Origin of the sequence: Hydrogenophaga sp. BPS33, assembly GCF_009859475.1 — a bacterium.
Classification (GTDB): Bacteria; Pseudomonadota; Gammaproteobacteria; order Burkholderiales; family Burkholderiaceae_C; genus Hydrogenophaga.
Genome location: NZ_CP044549.1, coordinates 3733807 through 3750130, shown reverse-complemented (window position 1 = coordinate 3750130; position 16324 = coordinate 3733807). Strand labels below are relative to the sequence as shown.

The following is a 16324-nucleotide window of genomic DNA, read 5'->3' as shown; positions in this document are numbered from 1 at the left end:
TGACACGACGCTGCAGACCGTCACTCCGAGGCGGATGTCTGTTGCTGAGGCCTTGTTGGCAGGACTGCATTGAGCGGATGCGCAATACCACCATCTCCGTACGACCCCACCACCTGCGCAATGACGATGTGGTAGCCGTTCAGCCAGCGCGACTGCTGCGCTTTGGCTTCGAGGTGTGCCGGGTGCTGCATCAACACCTGCAGCGCCTCCATGGTCTCCCAGTAGTAGACGTTGGAGATCAGCCCGGTGGTGGCGTTTTCCCAGCTCTCTTCACCTAGGTAGCCAGGGATGGACTTGGCGGTGTCGGCGATGACCTGGTCGAGGGCGTGGAACGCTTCGTCGAATTCCCGTTTGGCGAACGTGAAGGTGGATGTGAACATGCGAGGTTGATGGAAGGTAGGGCGCACCCAGCACCCACCGGGATTATTCCGAGTGCTTGCCCATCAGCCGTTCGGTGATGAGCTTCCAGTGCGCCGGGCTCACCGGCGTGATGGAAAGCCGGTTGCCGCGCTTGAGCACGACCATGTCCGCCAGCTCGGGGGTGTCGCGCAACTCGGGCAGGCCGATCAGCCGCGTCTTGCGCGTGGCCTTCACGTCCAGCAACAGCCAGCGCGGCGCGTCGGGTTGGGAGGTGGCGTCGAAGTAGGGCGACTTCGCGTCGAACTGGGTGGGGTCGGGCCGTGTGGTGGAGGCCACTTCAGCCAATCCCGCGATGCCCGGCTCGGGGCAACTGGAGTGGTAGAACAGCACACCATCGCCCACGCGCATCGCATCGCGCATGAAGTTGCGCGCCTGGTAGTTGCGCACGCCGGTCCAGGGCACGGTGTGCCGGGGCGCGGCCAGCGCATCGTCGATCGAGCACTCGTCGGGCTCGGACTTCATCAGCCAGTATTGAGGGGAGGTTTTCGCGCTGTTCATCGCGCTATTGTGCGATGGCCTCCCCGCCGGTGTGAACTCCGGCGCGTCAAAAAATCAGAAGGATTCCCACTCGTCCGTGCCCCCGTTGCCCGCCGCCACGGGTTGGGGCGCGGCCTTGGCCGCTGCCGGCTTGTGGAGCACGGGGGGCCGTGCTTTGGGTACGGGTGCCGAAGACGCCACTGCCTTGGGTGCCTGCACGGGCAGTGCCTTGGGTGCGGCGTGCGCGATGGATGTGGGCTTGACCATGGGCTTGTGCAGATCCGTCGAGCGGATTTCGCCGATGGTGCTGCGCGCGGCCGCGCCAGCGTCCACGCGGAAGACGCGCACCACCTCGGCCAGGCGCTCGGCCTGTTCGTTCATGCTCGATGCGGCTGCCGCGCTCTCTTCGACCAGGGCGGCGTTCTGCTGTGTCAGCTGGTCCAGGTTGGAGACGGCCGCGTTGATCTGGTTGACGCCATCGGCCTGTTCGCCGGACGCGCTGGCGATCTCGCCGATCATGTCGCGCACGCGCACCACGTTGTCGACGATCTCGCCCATGGTCTTGCCGGCTTCGTTGACCAGTTCGGTGCCCGCGGCCACCTTGTCCACGCTGGCGCCGATCAGCACCTTGATTTCCTTGGCGGCTTGCGCGCTGCGCTGCGCGAGGTTGCGCACCTCGCCGGCCACCACCGCGAAGCCACGGCCTTGTTCGCCGGCACGCGCGGCTTCCACCGCGGCGTTGAGCGCGAGGATGTTGGTCTGGAAGGCGATGCCGTCGATGACGCCGATGATGTCGCCGATCTTGCGGGAGGACTGGTTGATCTCGTCCATCGTGCTCACCACCTGCTGCACCACGTCGCCACCGCGCTGGGCGCTCTGGCCGGCCACGTCGGCCAGCTGGTTGGCCACGCGCGCCGAGTCGGCGGACTGGCGGATCGCGCCCGACATCTGTTCCATGCTGGCCGCGGTCTGCTGCAGGTTGGAGGCGGTCTGCTCGGTGCGCGCCGAGAGGTCGTTGTTGCCGGTGGCGATTTCCTTGGCGGCAACGTTGATGTTCTCGGTGCCGCGCTTGACGTCGGACACCACGTTCACCAGGCGGTCGCGCATGGTGATGAGGGCCGCCGTCATGGCGCCGAACTCGTCCTTGCGCTCGTTGCGGATCTGCGCGGTGAGGTCGCCGCCGGCGATCTGCTCGGCGAATGCCATGGCGTCGCGCAGCGGATTGCGGATGTTGCGGATCAGGAAGAACGCGCCGACGACGATGCCGATGACCAGGGCCAGTACCTGGAAGGCCGCGATGGTCAGGCTGGTGGCACGTTGGGCTTCGAATTCCAGCTGGGCCTTGTCGCGCACCGTGTCCTGGATGGTGGCGAACTCGCGCAACGCGGCAAGGTAGGGCGTGACGGCTGGGTTGAAGCGCGAGCGGATTTCGTCGGCGGCGCCGGCGAAGTCGTCGGCCTTCTTCAGCTCGATGGCCTTGGCATGCGAGGCCAGCACGGCCTTGCGCAACTGGTCGATCTTGTCCAGCTGGGCCTTCTCGTCCGCGCTCAGTTCGAGCGACTGCAGCTTTTTCTGCAGTTCGTTGATCGCGGCGATGCCGGCGGGTACCAGGTCCTTGTACATCTCGGCGACGGTGGGGTCGCTGCTGACCACGGAGGCTTGGGTGCGCGTGACGCTGAGTTCGGTGAGCCCGGCCCATTGCGTGGCGATCTCGGTTTTTTCATTGAGCAGGGCCATGGCCCGCTCGGACGATTCGTTGAGCTCGGCCGAACGCATGCCGGCGGTGCCCACGACGATGAACAGGGCAGCGATGATGGCGACGACGCCAGCCCACAGCTTGGCGCCCACGGAAAGATTGCGAAAGAAGGTCATGGGGATGGAAAAGGAAACGAAGAGCGGGAGATGAACGCGCGGCAGCGCAATGCAGAGTGCCGCGCCGCGCGTTCGAAACGGGATTTACTGCAGCGAGAGACTGGCCTCGGTCAGGCCCATCTCGGCGCTGCCGATCAAGGCTTCGATGTCGGCCAGGATGAGCATGCGCTCGCCCACGCTGGCGATGCCGGTGATGAAGCTGGCGTCCTGCGTGCTGCTGATCTGCGGCGCTTCCTTGATGTGGTCTTGGGACAGGGCGATCACGTCGCACACCGAGTCCACCACCATGCCGACCACGCGGCCGAACACGCTGAGCACGATCACCACGGTGAAATCGTTGTAGTCGACCTTCTCGCACCCCAGCTTGATGCGCATGTCCACCACCGGCACGATCACCCCGCGCAGGTTGACCACGCCCTTGATGAACGCCGCAGCGTTGGCCATGCGGGTGGGCTCTTCGTAAGAGCGGATTTCCTGCACGCGCAGGATATCGATGCCGTATTCCTCGGCGCCCAGGCGAAAACTCAGGAATTCACCGGCGCTGGCGGGCGCGAGCGCTGGGCGGCGTGTCGAGGCAGAGGGAGAGAGGCTGGCCGAGGCGGGCATGTGGTCCATGGATCCGGGTGAAAGATGTGATGCCCCCATATCGGCACCCGTCTCGCTTTTCTTAACGCCCGGATAGGCCTTTGGTCGGATGCGGCGCCGCGCTCGGAAATGCCTTTGCGTCGGTTCAACCATGGAACGAAATGCTTGTAACTGCGCGAATTCGTATGCGAAAATAAAAAAATGTCGACAAATTAGCGCCTGACACGAAGGGAACAGCCCATGGAAGAAGCAGAAGACACCGAAGCCAAGGTCGGCAAGACCTTGTCCCAGACCATTGCGGACCAGCTGGCCGAGGAGATCGTGATGAACCGCTTGCCGCCTGGCACGCGGCTGGACGAGCAGTCCATCGCCCAGCGCTTTGGTGTCTCGCGCAGCCCGGTGCGCGACGCGCTGCGGCAATTGGCGACCACGCGCCTGGTCGCGCACCAGCCGCGCCGGGGTTTTTCGGTGGCCAAGGTGGAGTCGAACGACCTCGACGGCCTGTTCGAGGCCTCGGGCGAACTGGAAGCGCTGTGCGCGCGCATGTGCGCCCTGCGTGCCGGCCCCACCGAGCGGCGGCGCCTGGAGTACGTGCACGAACAGGCCACCGAGGCAATCGCCCGGCAGGATGCCAAGGCCTACGCGCAGTACAACGAAGAATTCCACGCCTTGATCTACGCCGGCTGCCGCAACCGCATCCTGGAAGAGATGGCCATGGGCTTGCGCCAGCGTCTGGCGCCGTTTCGCGCGCGCGGCTTTTTCGTGGTGGACAACCGGCTGCAGCGCTCTCACGTCGAACACGGCGAACTGATCCAGGCCATCCTGGCGCAGGACGGGGAGGGCGCCGCCCGCGCCATGCACAAGCACGCCGCCAATTCCGCCATGAACGTGCTGCAGCACTTCGGGCCGGGCTCCGGCATGCCCGCGCTGACCCGAGCCGCCTGACCGGCTTCTTTCTCCTCCTCCTCCTGCGCAATCAACGCCCGGATTTGTCCGGGCGTTGTCGTTTTCGGACCGTTCGTTCTCCTACTGGAAAACCCCTAGCTGTCGACTCGTTGACTTATTTGTGTGTGAGTTCTTAAAATTGCATACAAATTTCAGAAATAGAGTGCAGGATGGTCCTGCGGTCGGTTTTTATCAACGAGGAGTGAACAGATGTCTTGGATTGCATTGGCGACCTACGAGCAAGCGGGGAAACGGGGCACGGCCCTGGTGGACAACGGGCGCTTGTACGACTTGCAGGCGTGCATCGCCGCCGGTCTGCAGGGCGTTCCCGCGGGCTGGGCGCAGCGGGGGGTGGAGGCCATGGTGCGCGAGGGCGGCGCTTCCGACTGGCTGGGGGACGCGGCCCAGTCCATGGCGGCGCTGGTCGCACAGGGCAAGGTCCAGCCGTTGCCACACGAAGGTGTGCGGGTGGTCGCGCCGTACGTACCGCAGCGCATCTTCTGCGCGGCCTCCAACTACGCCTCGCACGCCAACGAAATGGGCACGGTGCTGGCGGCGAAGGCGCTGAGCAAGCCCTACATGTTCCTCAAGCTCGCCAACAGCGTGGTCGGGCCCGACGACGTGGTGCAACTGCCACCGGAGACGGGCAAGCTCGACTGGGAAGTGGAGCTGGCCGCGGTGATCGGCCGGCCTTGCCGCCGGGTGTCGGTGGAGGAAGCGCTGGATGCGGTGGCCTTCTACACCATCGTCAACGACGTCACCGCGCGCGATCTGAACCTGCGCACCGACTACCCGTTCAAGCACGACTGGTTCCAGGGCAAGTGCCACGACACCTTCGCGCCCTTCGGCCCCTGGTTGGTGCCGGCATCGCAGATCCCCGACCCGCAGCGCGTGAACCTGCGCCTGGACGTCAACGGCGAACCCATGCAGCAGGACAGCACGGCCAACATGATCTGGAGCGTGCGCGAACAGATCGCCTACCTCTCCACCATCGTCACGCTGCAGCCGGGGGACGTGGTTGCCACCGGCACCCCCACCGGCGTGGGCATGGGCCGCGGGATTTTCCTGAAGGCAGGAGACCGCATGGTCGCCAGCATCGAGGGCATTGGCAGCATCGCCAACGCGATCGAGGCCGAGAGCGTCTGACAGAGAGCGTGAAAGAAGCGGGCCTGGCGCATGCGAGGCCCGCTCCCGCAAAACCACTATAGGAGACAAGCATGGAACGACATCAGCGTGGATTCCGATCCCAGACCCTGCAGCGGCTGGCCATTTTCGTCCTGGGCATCGCGGGCGCGCTCGGCGTGGCCAGCGCGCAGGAGAAGGTCACGTACAACATGGCGTGGTTGCCGCAGGGCAGCTCGATCGGCGTGATCGTGGCGCAGGAGAAGGGCTTCTTTCGCGAAGCCGGCCTGGAGACGCGCATCGTGCGCGGCTACGGCGGCAACCGCACCGCCAACGAGCTCGACCAAGGGCAATTCGAGTTCGGCTATGTCGATCCGATCAGCCTGGTGCTGAACCGGGCCAACGGCGGCAAGATCCGGCTGGTGGGTGCCATCAACACCCGCTGGCCCGCGGGCATCTGCTTCAACGCGGGCAAGCACGACATCAAGACGCTGGACCAGATGAAAGGGCTGCTGCTGGGTGGCGGCTCGGCTTCTCCGGTGCACAACGTGGTGCCCGCCTGGCTGGAGAACAACGGCAAGCCGAAGGACCATATCCGCCTGCTGCGCATGGACCCGGCGGTGGTGGACGCGTCGCTCATCGAAGGCCGCATCGACATGGCCGAATGCTGGTTGGCCAGCAACCGCGCCGTGACGCAGAAGCAGGCCGCCACCGCCGGTGTGAAGCTGGGCTGGGTGGAGTACAGCGACTTCGGGCTGGACGCCTATGGCAGCGGTTTCGCCACCACCGAGGACGTGATCCAGAAGCGCCCGGACATGGTCCGCAAGTTCCTGCGCGCGTCCTACCGGGGCTTCGAGTTCGCGCAGGCCAATCCCGAGCAGGCGGCCGACCTCATGCTCAAGAGCTTTCCCACGGTGGACCGCGCGATCGCGCTGCAGCAGATCCGCGAGATCAATGCCTTGATCGCCGATGCACAGGCCAAGGACAAGGGCCTGGGCCATCTGCGCGAAGACCGCATGCGCGCCACGCTGCAGTTCGTCGACAAGGCTTTCGGCCTGAACGGCAAGGTCAAGGCGCAAGACACCTACACCAACGCGTTGCTGCAATGAACCCACCCATGAACCGTCCCCGCCCACGCCGCCTGGGCCACGTGGTGCTCAACGTGCGCGATCTGCAGGCCTCGGTGCGCTTCTACACCGACATCGTCGGTCTGCAGGTCTCGGACTACATCGAGGACCAGATGGCGTTCCTGCGCTGCGCGCAGGACCACCACGATCTGGCGCTGGCGCAGATCCCGAAGGACGCGGCCGAGTGGCACAACACCTACCGGCCGCAGCGCCCGGGCCTGGAGCACTTCGCCTACCAGCTCGAGTCGCTGGAAGAGATCGAGCAGGCAGCGGCATTCCTGCGCTCGAAGAACGTGGAGATCGTGCGCGGCATCGGCAAGCACGGGCCGGGCGAAAACCTCTTCCTGGTGTTTCAGGACCCGGACGGCAACTACTGCGAGTTCTACGCCGAGATGCTGCAGGTGACGCCGCAGAAGCCTTACCAGGCCTCGGTGTGGAAGAACGATCTCAAGGCGTTCGACCAATGGGAGTTCGGCCGTTTCGTCGTCGATCCGCCCGACTGGGGGCCTTCCCGCCAGTGAACCCACCGCATGACCTTTTGACCTTGCACCCATGACATCTCCCCACAAGACCGCGCCCTGGCGCCTCTACACCGACCCGCTGCTGCTCGTCGCCCTGCTGGCCATCCTCTGGGAAAAGGCGGTTGAACTCTTCGGCATCAAGCAGTACCTGCTGCCCCCGCTCAGCCGCGTGATGGGCAGCCTCTGGGAGAACCGCCGCCCCTTGCTCGAGCACGCCTGGGTCACCACCCAGGAAGTGATGGTGGGCTTCATCTTCGCCGTGGTCATCGGCATCGCGCTGGGCATGGTGATCCACGCCTGGCCGCTGGTGCGCCGCACGGTGTACCCGCTCATCGTCGTGTTCCAGGGTCTGCCCAAGATCGCGTTGGCACCGTTGATGGTGATCTGGTTCGGCTACGGCGAAACCTCCAAGGTGCTGATGGCCTTTCTCTTCGCCTTCTTTCCCGTGGTGATCGGCACCATGGGGGGCCTGGCCGGCACACCGGCGCATCTGGTCGAGCACTTCCGTGCCATCCGCGCACCGGCCTGGGTCACCTTCCGGCGGCTGCACGTGCCCTCGGCCCTGCCTTCGATCCTCGATGGCTGCAAGTCCGCCATGCCGCTGGCGGTGATCGGCGCCATCGTCGGCGAATTCGTGGGCTCCGAGCGTGGCCTGGGTTACCTGATTCTGGAGGCCAACGCCAACGCCCGCACCGACTACCTGTTCGCCGCCCTGGTCGCCACCTCGGTCGTGGCCGGCGTGCTGTACCTGCTGGTCGAACTCGTGTCACGGCGCGTGTGGTGGCGCGGGTTCTGAGCTTTTCCTCTTCCTTCCATTTCAACCCTTTTCACTCTTCCTACAGGAGCAATTCCATGGCCAAACTTCGCCACATCGCACTCGCCGTTCCCGACCCCGAGAAGGCCGCCAAGTTCTACAGCGAGGTGTTCGACCTGCAGATCGTGGAGCCCACGCATTCGCCCATCGCCTCGGGCGTGTACCTGTCCGACGGCACCATCTGCCTGGCCCTGCTGAACTACAAGACCGACGAAGCCGCCGGCCTGGAGCGCGGCAAGAACTGGATCGGCACCCACCACTTCGGCTTCTGGTGCGACGACCTCGACGCGCAGCGCAAGCGCATCGAAGACCACGGTGGCCAGTTCTTCATGGACCTGCCGCACGACAAGAAAAGCCTGTACTACGAAATGAAGTTCCGCGACCTCGATGGCGTGGTGTTCGACATCTCCGAAGGCGGCTGGGTGGGAGCCCGCAAGTGAGGCCTGAAAACCCTTCGCTGGGATCCACACGCGCGGTGGCGGCCGAGGTGGCCATCGACGTGAAGGCCGTGTGCAAGACCTTCGATGCGCGCGAGCGCGTGAGGGCCCTGGACCAGGTCGACTTCCATGTTCCGCGCGGCGAGTTCGTCTCCATCCTGGGTCCCAGCGGTTGCGGCAAGAGCACCTTGCTGCGCGTGATCGCCGGCCTGGTCGAGCCCGACGCCGGTGGCCAGGTGAGCATCTTTGGCCGACCGCAGAAGGGCGTGCCCGATGAAGTGGGCGTGGTGTTCCAGACCCACAACATGCTGCCGTGGGAGACGGTGGAGGCCAACATCCGCCTCGCGGGCGAAGTGCGCGGCCTGCCCGCGGCCGACATCCGCGAGCGCCTGGACGCCTTGCTGCCCATCCTCAAGCTGGAGAAGTTCCGCCGCAGCTACCCGCACGAACTCTCGGGTGGCATGCGCCAGCGCGCCGCGCTCGGCCAGATCCTGCTGCTGCGGCCGCAGGTGCTGCTGCTGGACGAGCCTTTCGGCGCGCTCGATGCGCTCACGCGCGACCAGCTCAACGTGGAGCTGCTGCGCCTGTGGCAGGAGATGCGCCAGACCGTGGTGCTGATCACGCACAGCATTGCCGAGGCGGTGTTCCTCTCAGACCGCGTGCTCGTGATGTCGGAGCGGCCGGGCCATGTGATCGAAGACATGCGCATCGACCTGCCGCGCCCGCGCGATCCGCGCGCCACCAAGGAACACCCCGCGTTCGGCCACTACATGGTCCAGCTCGGCCACCTCATGGGCGTGGACTGAACCCCGCCCCCCAGCTTCACGCCCAACCACAGGAGTCCTCTTGAATACAAGCCAGTTTCACGGCGTGGTGCCCGCCATGGCCACGCCTTTCACCGCCGATCAACGCCTGGACGAAGCGCGCGTGGCCGAGCTCGTCGAGGGTTACATCGGCGCCGGCGTGCACGGCATTTCCATCGCCGGCAGCCAGGGCGAGTTCTTCGCGCTGGACGAGGCCGAGCATTTGAAACTCATCGAGATCACCACGCGCGTCTGCGCTGGGCGGGTGCCCGTGTATGCCGGCACCGGTGCCGGCAACACGCGCCAGGCCATCCGCCTCACGCAGGCCGCCCAGGCCATGGGCGTCGATCTCGCGCTGGTGATCACGCCGTACTTCGTACAGCCCTCGCAGGACGAGCTGGTGGCGCACTACACCGCCATCGCGCGCGCCACCTCGTTGCCGGTGATGCTCTACAACAACCCGCCACGCACCAGCGTCAACGTGCTGCCGCGCACGCTGGTGCGCTGCATGCAGGCCTGCGAGAACATCGTGGGCGTGAAGGACTCGGCGGGCGATCTCACCCAGTCCATCGAATACCTGCTGGAGGCGCCGAGGCCCGCGCTGCTGTTCTCGGGCCGCGACACGATCGCGCTGGCGATGATGGTGCACGGCGCGCAAGGCACGGTCTCGCCCGCGGCCAATGTGTTCCCCGAACTGATGGTGCGCCTCTACACCGCGCTGCGCGGCGGGCAGATGGACGAAGCGCTGCGCATCTCCAACGTGTTCGCGCCCCTGCGCGCCGCCTGGGCCTGGGGCTCGTTCCCGGTCGTCATCAAGGAGGCCATGGCCCTGGCCGGACGCAACGCCGGCCCGGCGCGCGCGCCCATCGCCGGGCTCTCTCCCCAGGTGCGCCGCGATCTCCAGCAGGTGGTCGAACGCATTGCCGCCGAAGCGCGGCGCACGCTGTCTTCGCCCGCCACTGCCGAAACCGCACTGGCCTGAAGGCCGTGCTCCCAAGGGGGCGCGACACCGCGCCCCCGGAAAGCCATTCCATGATCGACGATGTGGCGCAGGACGCCTTGTTTCGCCATGCGCGTTCGCACAACGGCTGGCTGGACCGCGAGGTCTCCACCGAACAGATCCACGCGCTGTACGAACTGCTGAAGTGGGGGCCGACCTCGGTCAACTGTTCGCCCGCGCGTTTTCTCTTTTTGCGCACGCCGCTGGCCCGGGAGCGCTTGCGGCCACACCTCGCGGCGGGCAATGTGGAGAAAGCGATGAGCGCGCCGGTGGTGGTGGTGGTTGGCTACGATCTCGCCTTTTATGAAAAGGTCCCCCAGTTGTTCCCCCACCGTCCTCAAGCCGGCGCTGCGTTCGAAGGTCCGCAGAACCAGGCGCATGCCGAACAGACCGCTTTCAGAAACGGCAGCCTGCAAGGTGCGTACCTGATGCTGGCCGCGCGCGCCCTGGGGCTGGACTGCGGCCCCATGTCGGGCTTCGACGCTGCGGGCGTGGACGCCACGTTCTGGCCAGGCACGCAGGTCAAGACCAACTTCCTCTGTGGCCTGGGCCACGGCGACCCGCAGCGGCTGTTTGCGCGCCTGCCCCGCCTGACGTTCGACGAGGCCTGCGCGATCCAATGACCGATGTGCTGATCCTGTGCGCGGCCGCCTTTCTGGCGGGCGCCTTGAACGCGGTGGCCGGTGGCGGCAGCTTCCTCACCTTGCCTGCTCTTGTCTTCACCGGTGTGCCACCGGTCGTGGCCAACGCCACCGGCACGCTGGCGCTGTTGCCGGGCTACCTGTCGGGCGCCTGGGCCTACCGCGATGCCATCCGCGCGTCGGCAGGCATGCGCATGTCGCAGCTCATCGGGCTTGCCTTGATCGGCGGCATCGCGGGCGCGGTGTTGTTGCTCTTCACTTCCAGTGACGGGTTCGCGCGCCTGGTGCCGTGGTTGCTGCTGGCCGCCACGCTGCTGTTCATGGTGGGGCCGGCCGTCTCGCGGCGCCTGGCACAACGCGCGCCCGTGCCCAGCGCGGGCCGTGCCGGGCTGTTCGCCATCAGTGTCTACGGTGGCTATTTCAACGGCGGACTGGGCATCTTGCTGATGGCCTTCTTCGGCCTCGTGGGCGAGCGCAACCTGCAGGTGTCGATCGGCCTGAAGAACCTGGTCTCCACCTTGCTCACCGCCGTGGCGGTGGTGGTGTATATCGTGGGGGGCCTGATCGACTGGAGCTCGGTGTGGGTGATGGCGCTGAGCGCCACGGCCGGCGGTTATGCCGGCGCGCGGCTCGCGCAGCGCCTGCCGGTGGCGTTCGTGCGTGGCTTCGTCGTGCTGGTGGGCCTGGGCATGACGGTGGTGTTCTTCCTTCGCCTGCGTTGATTCAGTGCAGCTTCACCAGCGGCGTGGCGCGTTTCACCAGGAAGCGAGCCACTGCCAGCACGCCCGTGCGCAGCGTTCCTAGCACGGCCTGGTGGTGCATCAGGTGCAGGCTCACGTACATGGTGCGCGCCAGCACGCCTTGCACGTACCAGGTGGAACGGAACAGGTTGCCCATGAGGTTGCCCACCGAGGTCTGCGTGCCGACCGAGACCAGCGAGCCATGGTCCTTGTAGACGTAGGCATCGTCGCGCTCGGGCTGCTCCATGGCGCGGCGCATCAGCCGCGTCACGAGGTAACTCGCCTGCTGGTGCGCCGCCTGCGCACGCGGCGGCACCAGCTTGCCGTCGGCCATCGGGCAGGCCGCGCAGTCGCCCAGCGCGAAGATGTTCGTGTGGCCCTTGACCTGCAGATTGCCCTCCACCTCCAACTGGCCCGAGCGGTTGGTGGGCAGGCCCAGTTCGGCGAGCAGGCTGGGGGCCTTGATGCCGGCGGCCCACACCACCAGATCGGCGGCAAACACGCGGCCCGTGGCGTCTTCGACCTGCTCGGGGGTGATGCGCGCGACGCGGCAGTCGGTCTCGATGGTCACATGGCGCTCCTTGAGCAAATGCGCCGCCGCGATGGACACTTTCTTCGGCAAGGGCGCGAGGATGCGGTCTGCGCCTTCGAGCAGCGTGATCCGCACATCCGTGTTCGGGTCGAGCCGGCGAAAGCCGTAGCGCGAATGCACCACGCTGGCTTCGCGCAGTTCGGCCGCCAGTTCGACGCCGGTGGCCCCGCCGCCAATGATCACGATGCGCACTTGCGCCTCGTTGCCCGCGCTCTTGCGCAACTCGGCGGCGGTGAGCAGCTTGAGCATGCGCAGGCGGAACTGCTCGGCGTCGGCCGGGCGGTTGAGCGAGAGCGTGTGTTCGGCCGCGCCGGGCACGTTGAAATGGTTCGCGGTGCTGCCCACCGACACCACCAACTGGTCGAAGGGCAGGGTGCGCTCGGGCACGAGTTCTTCGCCGTTGTCGTCCGTGACCGCCGACACCGTGACGGTCCTGGCCTCGCTGTCCAGCGCGGTCATGGCGCCGAAGCAGAAGGTGAAGCGGTTGTCGTGCGCGAGCATTTCGTACGACAGTCCTTCCTGGTGGATGTCCAGCGTGCCCGCGGCCACTTCGTGCAGCGAGGGCTTCCAGATGTGGAAGAGTTGCATGTCCACCAAGGTCACCTGCTCCGCGCCAAGTTTGCGCCCCAGCTTGCAGGCCAGTTCCAGGCCGCCTGCACCACCACCCACGATCACGATCCGTTGCTGCATGTGTTGCTGCCTCAGTGGAAAAATGGCATCCACTGTAGACGACAAAAGCACGCGCACACGGCGCGCGGCCGGTTCAGCGGCGGGTGATGACGGCTTCGAGGTACTCGCTGGGCACCACCAGCGCGTCGGGTCCGGCGCGGTTCAGGCGGTTCAGTAGCTCGGTGAGGTCGTTCTCCAGCGCCACCGCCTTGTCGGCGGGCAAGGCGGCAAAGGCTTTATGCACCGGCCCGTACCAGGTGCGGAACACGTCGATGAAATGCGCCGCCGAGCGGTAGCGGAAGTTGAACTGTCTGGGCGTTGCGTCGATCTTCTCGGCGGTCTGCGCAAACAGCGCGTGCAGGTGCGCCTGCGTGCCCCACAGCGAGGGCGGTTGCAAGCCCGCAGGCGGCGGCACATGGCGCCCCAGCACTTTGAACAATTGCCCGATGAAGCCTTCGGGCGTCCAGTTCGCCAGGCCGATGCGCCCGCCAGGGCGGCAGACGCGCGCCATCTCGCTGGCGCTGCGGGCGTGGTCGGGGGCGAACATCACACCGAAGGTCGACAGCACCGCGTCGAAGCTCGCGTCTTCGAACGGCAGGTCTTCCACGTCAGCTACCTGGAAGGCCGCGTCCAGGCGCTCGGCCCGGGCGCGCTCGGCGCCGCGTTGCAGCAGGGTGTCGACATAGTCGGTGGATGTGACCTTCGCCCCCCGGCGCGCGGCGGCCAGCGTGGCGTTGCCGTTGCCGGCGGCCGCATCGAGCACGCGCTCGTCGGTGCGCAGGTCGCAGGCCTCGGCGAGCGACTCGCCGACGATCTGCAAGGTGGTGCCGATGACGGCGTAGTCGCCGCTGGCCCAAGCGGCTTGCTGGCGGGTTTTCAGGGCAGCGAATTCGTTCGGTGCGTTCATGGTGTGGTTTCTCATGTGGGTGGTTGGCGGTGCGGGCGAAGGCCCGGCATGCAGTGGAGCGCGCGTGGGCCTGTGCTGTCCTGCCCGCGCGTCCAGGAAAACCGTTCGAGCGTCCGTCCGGCGCGCCGCACTGGCGCGGCGCGTTGGAGGCGCCCATAATCCCCGGGCCCCGGGGCCTGCATTCCTCGGGAAGGAGTGGCCGCATGACGCTACAACCCATCGCAGACGCCCTCCAGCGCGTTACCGCAGTGCTGCGGCGCCGGCCCGAAGCGGGATGGCACGAAGACGGCCCCGCCACCGCCCGTTGGGCCGGCAGCACGCGCGTGGTGGTGCACCACGCCAACGGCACGCAGGTACCCACCGACATGCCGAGCGAACTCGGCGGCACCGGTGGCCTGGTGACACCCGGCTGGCTGTTTCGCGCCGGCCTAGCATCCTGCGCCACCACCTCCATCGTGCTGGTGGCGGCGGCCGAAGGCATCGAACTCACCAGCCTGGAGGTGAAGGCCACGAGCTGGTCCGATTCGCGTGGCCTGCTCGGCATTCCCGATGCCGACGACAAGCCCGTGCATGCCGGCCCGGGCGAGGTGCAACTGTCGGTGCGCGTCCAGGCCGAAGGCGTCTCCCACGAACGGCTGCGCAGTCTGGTGCAGGCGGCGGTGGACCGCTCGCCGATTCCCCGCGCGCTGCAGTCGGCCACGCCGCTGGCCCTGCGCATCGATACCGCCTGAGGCACCCACCATGGATGCACTCTCCGAAACCCTGCGCGTGGTGCAATTGGTCGGCGCCATTTTTCTGCAAGGGCGTTTCACCGCCCCGTGGAGCTACCAGTCGCCGCATGCCGATGCGGCCGCACCGCTGCTGGAGCCGGGGGCTGAGCGCGTGGTGATCTTTCACATGGTCACCGAGGGCAGGTGCGTGGTGGAGCTGGAAACACAGCCGCCGCTGTGGTTGACGGCCGGCGACGTGATCGTGTTCCCGCAAGGGCATGCGCACCGCATGGCCTCGGCGCAAGGCCTCGCACCCGTGTCCGGACGGCCTTTGAAGGAGTTGCTGCAACGCCGTCCGCGGCAACTCAACTTCGGCGGTGGCGGCTCCAGCACGCGCTTGTTGTGCGGCTACCGGCCTGCGATGCGCGGCTGGCGCGCCTGCTGCTCGCGGGCCTGCCGCCGATGCTGCGGGTTCATGTGCGCGGCTCCAGCGCGGGCGCCTGGCTCGAAGCCTCGGTGCGCTATGCGCTGGCCGAGGCACGATCGCCGCGGCCCGGTGGCGCGGGCGTGCTGTCCAAACTGGCCGAGGTGCTGTTCATCGAAGTGCTGCGGCTCTACATCCACGAGCAGAGCGCGGGCCGCACCGGCTGGCTCGCAGGCCTGGGCGACCGCGTGGTGGGAGGGGCGCTCAATGCCATGCACCGGCAGCCGGCGCATGCCTGGACATTGGAAGAACTCGCGCGCGAGGCTGGCGCCTCCCGTTCGTTGCTGGCCGAGCGGTTTCAGCACCTGGTGGGCAGCTCACCCATGCAATACCTGATGCAATGGCGCATGACGCTGGCGGGCAACTTGCTGTGCCGCAGCAAGGCACCGCTCATGCGCATTGCCGAAGACGTCGGCTACCAGACCGACACCGCCTTCATCCGGGCGTTCCGGCGCGAATACGGTGTGCCGCCGGCAACCTGGCGGCGCAACCGCACGGCGCACCTGGAGGCGGCGGCCGAGGTCTGACGGGCCGGGCCCCTCACATCCTCAAGGCGCGCCACAGCAGGCGCGGTGCATCGACCCTGCGCAGCGTCACGCGCACCTGCCAACTGCGGTGATGCGCTTGCGCGATGCGCTCCAGGATGCGCAGCCCGCCTTGCACCACCAGGCGCAGTTCCCAGCCCGCGCGGCCGGGCACGCGGTGCACCAGCGGCGCGCCCTGGTGCATGAGGTGGCTGGCGTGCGCGCAGAGCTCGCCGACCACGCCCGCCATGGCGCCCGCCTGCTGCGGGTTGTCCAGCGCGAAATCGGACACGCGCACGCCGTGGCGCTGCAACACATCGGCCGGTAGATAGCAGCGCTGGCGCGGCAGGTCCACGCCGATGTCCTGCCAGAAATTGATGAGCTGGAGCGCACTGCAGATCTGGTCGCTCTGCTGCAAGGCAGTGTCGTCGTGCACGCCGTACAGATGCAGCAGCAGGCGGCCCACCGGGTTGGCGGAGAGGCGGCTGTAGGCCAGCAGTTCGTCCAGATCGGCGTAGCGATGCGCGTTGGCCGTGTGGCGCACGTCTTGCTCGAAGGCGCTGAGCAGGTCGTGCAGCAACTCGCCGGGCAACTGGTGGCGCTGCACCGCTTGCGACAACGGCCCGAAGATCGCCGGCCAGCGCGGCTCGATGGCGCTGGCGCCCTCCAGGCACAGGTTCAGCGTGTAGCGGTAGGCCAGCAGATCGGCCAGGCGCTGTTCGGGCGGCGCCTGGCCCTCGTCGGCGATGTCGTCGGCGGTGCGGGCGAAGTGGTAGATGGCGGCCACGGCCGGGCGCAGCGCGGGCGGGCACAGCCAGGACGCCACCGGGAAATTCTCGTAGTGCCCTACGCCGATGGCCTGCGAGGACGACCGGACAGAGGAGGAAGAGGGCGATGGACTCATGAACGCGGTGCTTGAATTGCACTACAATTT

The 16324-nt window shown here is 66.9% G+C and carries 19 protein-coding genes and 1 pseudogene; 13 read left to right on the top strand and 7 right to left on the bottom strand.

Features of this window, described 5'->3' with window-relative positions:
- Window positions 1–20 precede the first annotated feature (20 nt).
- From F9K07_RS17520 to F9K07_RS17505, 4 genes are all read right to left on the bottom strand, one after another.
- Window positions 21–380, bottom strand: a complete 360-nt coding sequence (locus tag F9K07_RS17520; protein WP_159594644.1) for an antibiotic biosynthesis monooxygenase family protein — start codon at window positions 378–380, stop codon at window positions 21–23.
- Window positions 381–423: 43 nt separating this feature from the next.
- The gene (locus F9K07_RS17515; protein ID WP_159594643.1) at window positions 424–918 is read right to left on the bottom strand and encodes an EVE domain-containing protein; all 495 of its coding nucleotides are present in this window, start codon (window positions 916–918) and stop codon (window positions 424–426) included.
- Between the two features lie 54 nt (window positions 919–972).
- Window positions 973–2769, bottom strand: a complete 1797-nt coding sequence (locus F9K07_RS32190; protein WP_159594642.1) for a methyl-accepting chemotaxis protein — start codon at window positions 2767–2769, stop codon at window positions 973–975.
- 84 nt (window positions 2770–2853) lie between these two features.
- Entirely contained in the window at window positions 2854–3375 is a 522-nt protein-coding gene (locus F9K07_RS17505) for a chemotaxis protein CheW (protein ID WP_236582027.1), read from the bottom strand.
- A gap of 219 nt (window positions 3376–3594) precedes the next feature.
- Here F9K07_RS17505 and F9K07_RS17500 point away from each other — a divergent pair, with 219 nt between their 5' ends.
- The 10 genes from F9K07_RS17500 (at window position 3595) to F9K07_RS17455 (ending at window position 11486) form a co-directional block, all read left to right on the top strand.
- Window positions 3595–4299: a GntR family transcriptional regulator gene (locus F9K07_RS17500; RefSeq protein ID WP_159594640.1), complete on the top strand. Its 705-nt coding sequence runs from the start codon at window positions 3595–3597 to the stop codon at window positions 4297–4299.
- A 210-nt stretch (window positions 4300–4509) separates the two neighbouring features.
- Window positions 4510–5445 carry a fumarylacetoacetate hydrolase family protein gene (locus tag F9K07_RS17495; RefSeq protein WP_159594639.1) on the top strand — a complete coding sequence of 312 codons (936 nt, stop codon included), beginning with the start codon at window positions 4510–4512 and terminating at the stop codon, window positions 5443–5445.
- Between the two features lie 71 nt (window positions 5446–5516).
- Entirely contained in the window at window positions 5517–6530 is a 1014-nt protein-coding gene (locus F9K07_RS17490; RefSeq protein WP_159594638.1) for an ABC transporter substrate-binding protein, read from the top strand.
- An 8-nt stretch (window positions 6531–6538) separates the two neighbouring features.
- The gene (locus F9K07_RS17485; protein ID WP_159594637.1) at window positions 6539–7069 is read left to right on the top strand and encodes a VOC family protein; all 531 of its coding nucleotides are present in this window, start codon (window positions 6539–6541) and stop codon (window positions 7067–7069) included.
- 31 nt (window positions 7070–7100) lie between these two features.
- The gene (locus tag F9K07_RS17480) at window positions 7101–7865 is read left to right on the top strand and encodes an ABC transporter permease (protein ID WP_159594636.1); all 765 of its coding nucleotides are present in this window, start codon (window positions 7101–7103) and stop codon (window positions 7863–7865) included.
- A gap of 56 nt (window positions 7866–7921) precedes the next feature.
- Window positions 7922–8323 (top strand): VOC family protein, encoded by a 402-nt coding sequence (locus tag F9K07_RS17475; protein WP_159594635.1) that lies wholly within the window; start codon window positions 7922–7924, stop codon window positions 8321–8323.
- Entirely contained in the window at window positions 8320–9126 is an 807-nt protein-coding gene (locus F9K07_RS17470; protein ID WP_159594634.1) for an ABC transporter ATP-binding protein, read from the top strand. The genes F9K07_RS17475 and F9K07_RS17470 overlap by 4 nt, the downstream gene beginning before the upstream one ends.
- Before the next feature lie 40 nt (window positions 9127–9166).
- Window positions 9167–10105 (top strand): 4-hydroxy-tetrahydrodipicolinate synthase, encoded by a 939-nt coding sequence (dapA, locus tag F9K07_RS17465; protein ID WP_159594633.1) that lies wholly within the window; start codon window positions 9167–9169, stop codon window positions 10103–10105.
- Between the two features lie 50 nt (window positions 10106–10155).
- Complete coding sequence (locus F9K07_RS17460) at window positions 10156–10746, top strand: malonic semialdehyde reductase (RefSeq protein ID WP_159594632.1); 591 nt, start codon at window positions 10156–10158, stop codon at window positions 10744–10746.
- Window positions 10743–11486 carry a sulfite exporter TauE/SafE family protein gene (locus F9K07_RS17455; RefSeq protein ID WP_159594631.1) on the top strand — a complete coding sequence of 248 codons (744 nt, stop codon included), beginning with the start codon at window positions 10743–10745 and terminating at the stop codon, window positions 11484–11486. Before F9K07_RS17460 ends, F9K07_RS17455 begins: the two co-directional genes overlap by 4 nt.
- Before the next feature lies 1 nt (window position 11487).
- Here F9K07_RS17455 and F9K07_RS17450 read toward each other — a convergent pair whose 3' ends face one another.
- The gene (locus F9K07_RS17450) at window positions 11488–12810 is read right to left on the bottom strand and encodes an NAD(P)/FAD-dependent oxidoreductase (protein ID WP_328794066.1); all 1323 of its coding nucleotides are present in this window, start codon (window positions 12808–12810) and stop codon (window positions 11488–11490) included.
- Between the two features lie 49 nt (window positions 12811–12859).
- Window positions 12860–13672 (bottom strand): class I SAM-dependent methyltransferase, encoded by an 813-nt coding sequence (locus F9K07_RS17445; RefSeq protein ID WP_159594629.1) that lies wholly within the window; start codon window positions 13670–13672, stop codon window positions 12860–12862.
- A 203-nt stretch (window positions 13673–13875) separates the two neighbouring features.
- Here F9K07_RS17445 and F9K07_RS17440 point away from each other — a divergent pair, with 203 nt between their 5' ends.
- The 3 genes and pseudogenes from F9K07_RS17440 (at window position 13876) to F9K07_RS17435 (ending at window position 15393) form a co-directional block, all read left to right on the top strand.
- The gene (locus F9K07_RS17440; protein ID WP_159594628.1) at window positions 13876–14403 is read left to right on the top strand and encodes an OsmC family protein; all 528 of its coding nucleotides are present in this window, start codon (window positions 13876–13878) and stop codon (window positions 14401–14403) included.
- A gap of 10 nt (window positions 14404–14413) precedes the next feature.
- Window positions 14414–14734: pseudogene (locus F9K07_RS32305) on the top strand (cupin domain-containing protein); the annotation flags it as partial.
- Window positions 14735–14784: 50 nt separating this feature from the next.
- Window positions 14785–15393 (top strand): AraC family transcriptional regulator, encoded by a 609-nt coding sequence (locus F9K07_RS17435; protein ID WP_442907335.1) that lies wholly within the window; start codon window positions 14785–14787, stop codon window positions 15391–15393.
- Between the two features lie 13 nt (window positions 15394–15406).
- Here F9K07_RS17435 and hpnC read toward each other — a convergent pair whose 3' ends face one another.
- Window positions 15407–16294: a squalene synthase HpnC gene (gene hpnC / locus F9K07_RS17430; RefSeq protein ID WP_159594627.1), complete on the bottom strand. Its 888-nt coding sequence runs from the start codon at window positions 16292–16294 to the stop codon at window positions 15407–15409.
- Window positions 16295–16324 lie beyond the last annotated feature (30 nt).